This window comes from Pseudomonas sp. PS02303, from assembly GCF_029959925.1.
Lineage (GTDB): Bacteria > Pseudomonadota > Gammaproteobacteria > Pseudomonadales > Pseudomonadaceae > Aquipseudomonas > Aquipseudomonas mandelii.
In genome coordinates, this window is record NZ_JASCOM010000354.1 from 1 (window position 1) to 4,866 (window position 4,866).

Below are 4,866 nucleotides of genomic sequence, written 5' to 3' on the forward strand. Positions count from 1 at the left end.
AACACCCGGCGCGCGGGGCCGGTGCCGCGCGCCGGCCCCCGTTTCGTTTTTCCGCGGGTTAAGCTTCAGCCGCTATTTTCTTCTGCTTGGCCCGACGCGACATCATGTTCAAGCCCTCGATGGTCGCCGAGAAAGCCATGGCCGCATAGACGTAGCCTTTAGGCACGTGAGCCCCGAAACCTTCAGCGATCAGTGTCATACCGATCATGATCAGGAAGCCCAGCGCCAGCATCACCACGGTCGGGTTGTCGTTGATGAATTTGGCCAGAGGATCAGCCGCCAGCAACATCACCAGCACCGACACCACTACGGCGATGATCATGATCGGCAAATGCTCGGTCATGCCCACAGCGGTAATGATGCTGTCGATGGAAAACACCATGTCCAGCATCAGGATCTGACCGATCGCGGCAGCAAAGCCCAGGGTCACGGTCGAGGTCGCCGACATCGGATCATCCGGGGCCGGGTCCATGCTGTGATGGATCTCGGTAGTCGCCTTCCACAACAGGAACAGGCCACCGGCGATCAGGATCATGTCCTTCCAGGAGAACGCATGGCCGAGAATATCGATCACAGGCTCGGTCAACTGGACGATGAACGCGATAGTGCTCAGCAGGCCCAGTCGCAGAATCAGCGCCATGCCGATACCGATGCGGCGTGCTTTCTGCCGATGCTGCTCGGGCAGCTTGTTGGTCAGGATCGAGATGAAGATCAGGTTATCGATGCCGAGCACGATTTCCATGACGATCAACGTGGCCAGGGCGACCCAGGCGGTGGGGCTTGCAGCAAGTTCTAAAAGGTATTCCATGGGTCAGTCCTGACTCGTTGTAGACGGTTTAGATTTCCTGGGACGAAGATTCGGTTTTGCGCTGGTCTTCGGCCGATGGTTCTTTCTTGCTGATCAGGCCGCCGGTGGCATCACTGATCGCTTGTTCGGCGGCTTTGTGGGTGTCGTCGATCGCCTGTTTGGCGGTTTCGGCAGCCTTGCCCATCAATTGCTGCGCGCTTTTCTCGGCCTGGTCGCAACCGGCCAATACCAGTAAAGACGCAATCAACAGTGCCGTGGTTTTAAGCTTCATGATGCTTTCCTCGATAGAACAAAACGGGCCGAAACGATGGCCCGTTGATAGCGAGGCATTCTAGGGAGGCAAACACTTCAGGAAAATTCGTATTTTTAGCGGTTATACTTCGGTTTTCACGAACTGTAGGCCGTCATGCTCAACTATCGCCAATTGCATTACTTCTGGGTGGTGGCCAAGACCGGCAGCATCGTGCGCGCCTGCGAGCAGCTGAACCTGACGCCCCAGACCATCAGCGGGCAGATTTCCCTGCTCGAACAAACCTATGGCATTGAGCTGTTCCGGCGGGTCGGTCGCCAGCTTGAGCTGACGGAGGCCGGGCGTCAGACCCTGACCTACGCCGAGCAAATGTTTCAGCTGGGCGGCGAACTGGAGTTGATGCTGCGGGCGCAACCCAATGAACAGCAGATCCTGTTTCGGGTGGGCGTCGCCGATGTGGTGCCCAAATCCATCGTCTATCGTCTGATCGCACCGACCATGGAGTTGAGTGAACCGCTGCGCATCACCTGCCGCGAAGACAAACTGGAACGGCTGCTCGCCGACCTGGCGATCCAGCGCCTGGACCTGGTGATTTCCGACAGCCCGATGCCCTCGCACCTGGACATCAAGGGTTACAGCCAGAAACTCGGTGAATGCGGGATCAGCTTCTTCGCCACCGCCGAGTTGGCAGCACAGTACGGTCAGGATTTCCCACGCAGCCTGCACGGCGCACCACTGCTGATTCCCGGGCCGGAAACCGTGGTGCGCAGTCGCTTGCAGCGCTGGTTTGCCGAGCAGCAAATCCAGCCGCGCATTGTCGGCGAGTTCGACGACAGCGCGCTGATGCAGGCTTTCGGTCAATCGGGCAGCGGGATTTTCATCGGCCCGAGCGTGATTGCCGACGAAGTGAAACGCCAATACGGCGTGGAGTTGATTGGCCAGACCGACGCTGTGACGGAGTCGTTCTACGCCATTTCCGTGGAACGCAAGGTCAAGCACCCCGGCATCGTGGCGATTACCGAAGGTGCCCGACGCGAGCTGTTTACCGAACTGTGAAGGTCAGGCGCAGATTTCGCGAGGTTTCATGGTCATCAGCGCCATGGCCAGGAGAATCGAAACCAGGATAAACGCGGCAGCCGCAAAACCCAGCCCGCCCAGGCCAACGCTGTCGATCACCCGTCCGCCGACCATCGCACCCAGGCCGATCCCGAGGTTGGCCCCGGCGATGTTCAGCGACGCGGCAAAGGCCGGCGCCTCGGGCGCGGCCTTCATCAATCGCACATGACTGACCAGAAACAACGCCGCCTGAGTCACGCCCCAGATGCCCATCGCTGCCGCCAGACCGAGCGGGGAATGAATGTTCGGTACCAACGCCACCATGCCGGCGATCATGAACGTGCAGAACATCATCGAAGCCATCAACGGATGACGATCCACCGCGCGACCGCCCAACGAGTTGCCGATCAGACCGACCGCGCCGAAGCCCATCAGGCACCAGCCGACCACCGTACCGTTGAAACCGGCGAGGCGCTCAAGGATGTCTGCCAGGTAGGTGTAAGCGGTAAACATGCCGCTGAACACCAGGATCGACAGGAGCACATGGCCCAGCATCAACGGGCTGCGCAAGATCTTGAACTGCGAACGGAAGCTCACCTGATGCTGATGCAGGTTGGTTTTCGGCAGGTAGATAAACAGCAGCAACGCCTTGGCAAAGGCGATCACCGCCAGAATGCCGAAGGCACTGCGCCAGCCGAACGCATCGGAAATCAACGTGCCCACCGGAATGCCGAACACCGTGGCGCAGACAATGCCGAAACCGATTTTGGCAATTGCCCGCCCGGCGTAATCCGGCCCGACGATGTCCACGGCGGTTTCACTGGCCAGCGCCCAGAACACCGGCAACCCCAACGCGGGGATCAAGCGGGCGATGGCCATCACCCAGATGTTCGGCGCAAACGCCGCGAGGGTGTTGGCCAGGCCGAACATGATCAACACCGAGATGAACAGCTTGCGCCGCTCGAACCTGGCGAAGTACGCGGTCAGGAACGGCCCGAACGCGGCGACGGTAAAGGCGAACAGGGTCACCAGCAAACCTGCTTGGGGGATGCTGACTTCAAGGTCTCGGGCAATCGCCGGCAACAGGCCGACGATGACGAATTCCGTGGTCAGCACGGTAAAACCGGCGGCCGACAACAGAAGGATGGGCAACAGCATGCAGAACTCCAGAAAACGACGACACCAGCGATAACCCGAAGGCCCACTGGCATGACTTGAAAATGAGGATGCGCAATCTTAACAGAGTGTTTCCGATCAGGGTTGCACGAACCTGCCGATCTCGTTGATCACGCGGGCGGCAGATCGTCACAGGTCTGAAGGATCAAGACCACGCTGTGATAAAGTCCGCGCCCTGCGATACGTACACCTTGTTCATCGGCCATTCACTGGCATTGATGTCGCGACACCCCCGCACCTAATAATCAGAGATGCCGTTTTATGACTGCTTCATCCCCTTCGCTATTGCAACGCTTGAAACGCTTGAGCCTGGTCTCGCAAATCGTCATCGGCCTGATCGCCGGGATTGCCCTGGCGCTGATCGCGCCTGAGGTGGCGAAATCCACGGCATTCATCGGCAAGGTCTTCGTTTCGGCACTCAAAGCCGTCGCGCCGATTCTGGTGTTCGTGCTGGTGATGGCGTCGATCGCCAACCATAAGCACGGCCAGGAAACCCACATCCGGCCGATTCTGTTTTTGTACTTGCTGGGGACGTTTGCCGCCGCGGTGGTCGCGGTGGTTGCCAGCATGATGTTCCCGTCCAGCCTGGTGCTGTCCACTCATGACGTCGCCGTGACTGCGCCGGGCGGCATCAGCGAAGTGCTGCAAAGTCTGCTGCTCAGCGTGGTCGACAACCCGGTCAGTGCGCTGATGAACGCCAACTTCATCGGCATTCTGGCCTGGGCGATCGGCATGGGCGTTGCGATTCGCCATGCCGGTGACACCACTCGCGAGGTGCTCGGCGACCTGTCCAATGGCGTGACCCTGATCGTGCGCCTGGTGATTCGTTTCGCACCGCTGGGGATCTTCGGCCTGGTCGCGTCGACCTTGGCCACGTCTGGCTTCGGGGCGTTGATCGGCTACGTGCATCTGCTGGCCGTGCTGCTGGGCTGCATGTTGTTTGTCGCGCTGGTGATGAACCCGCTGATCGTGTTCTGGAAACTGCGCCGCAACCCGTATCCGCTGGTGCTGATGTGCTTGCGAGAAAGCGGCATCACCGCGTTCTTTACCCGCAGCTCGGCGGCGAACATTCCGGTCAACCTGGAATTGAGCAAGCGCCTGGGCCTGCATGAAGACACTTACTCGGTATCGATTCCGCTGGGTGCGACCATCAACATGGCCGGCGCGGCGATTACCATCACCGTGCTGACCCTGGCGGCCGTGCATACCCTGGGCATCGCCGTGGATATCCCGACAGCCATTCTGCTCAGTGTGGTGGCGGCGATCTGTGCGTGTGGTGCTTCGGGCGTGGCCGGTGGTTCGTTGTTGCTGATCCCGCTGGCGTGCAGCCTGTTTGGCATTCCGAGTGAAATCGCCATGCAGGTGGTAGCGGTGGGTTTCATTATTGGTGTGTTGCAGGATTCTGCGGAGACGGCGCTGAACTCGTCCACGGATGTGCTGTTCACCGCCGCGGCTTGCCTGGGTGAAGAAGCAAAAGCCGAACGCCTGGCCTGACCCACATCTCTGTGGGAGCGAGCCTGCTCGCGAATGCTGACCAACACTTAACGATGATGTTGGCTGATGTACCGCCTTCGCG

General features: G+C 59.7%; 5 protein-coding genes. 2 read left to right on the plus strand and 3 right to left on the minus strand.

Features of this window, described 5'->3' with window-relative positions; genetic code table 11:
- Nucleotides 1–58 precede the first annotated feature (58 nt).
- Together QMX98_RS32420 and QMX98_RS32425 are read right to left on the minus strand one after the other, a co-directional pair.
- Nucleotides 59–808: a TerC family protein gene (locus QMX98_RS32420; RefSeq protein WP_010458689.1), complete on the minus strand. Its 750-nt coding sequence runs from the start codon at nt 806–808 to the stop codon at nt 59–61.
- A gap of 28 nt (nt 809–836) precedes the next feature.
- On the minus strand, nt 837–1,079 hold the full coding sequence (locus QMX98_RS32425) for a hypothetical protein (protein WP_102593405.1): 243 nt from the start codon (nt 1,077–1,079) through the stop codon (nt 837–839).
- A 135-nt stretch (nt 1,080–1,214) separates the two neighbouring features.
- Here QMX98_RS32425 and nhaR point away from each other — a divergent pair, with 135 nt between their 5' ends.
- The gene (gene nhaR, locus QMX98_RS32430) at nt 1,215–2,114 is read left to right on the plus strand and encodes a transcriptional activator NhaR (RefSeq protein ID WP_102593404.1); all 900 of its coding nucleotides are present in this window, start codon (nt 1,215–1,217) and stop codon (nt 2,112–2,114) included.
- 3 nt (nt 2,115–2,117) lie between these two features.
- On the opposite strand, the gene QMX98_RS32435 is transcribed toward nhaR, so the two are convergent.
- Nucleotides 2,118–3,272: an MFS transporter gene (locus QMX98_RS32435; protein ID WP_010458683.1), complete on the minus strand. Its 1,155-nt coding sequence runs from the start codon at nt 3,270–3,272 to the stop codon at nt 2,118–2,120.
- Nucleotides 3,273–3,551: 279 nt separating this feature from the next.
- Here QMX98_RS32435 and sstT point away from each other — a divergent pair, with 279 nt between their 5' ends.
- Nucleotides 3,552–4,784: a serine/threonine transporter SstT gene (sstT, locus tag QMX98_RS32440; RefSeq protein WP_010458680.1), complete on the plus strand. Its 1,233-nt coding sequence runs from the start codon at nt 3,552–3,554 to the stop codon at nt 4,782–4,784.
- Nucleotides 4,785–4,866: the final 82 nt, after the last annotated feature.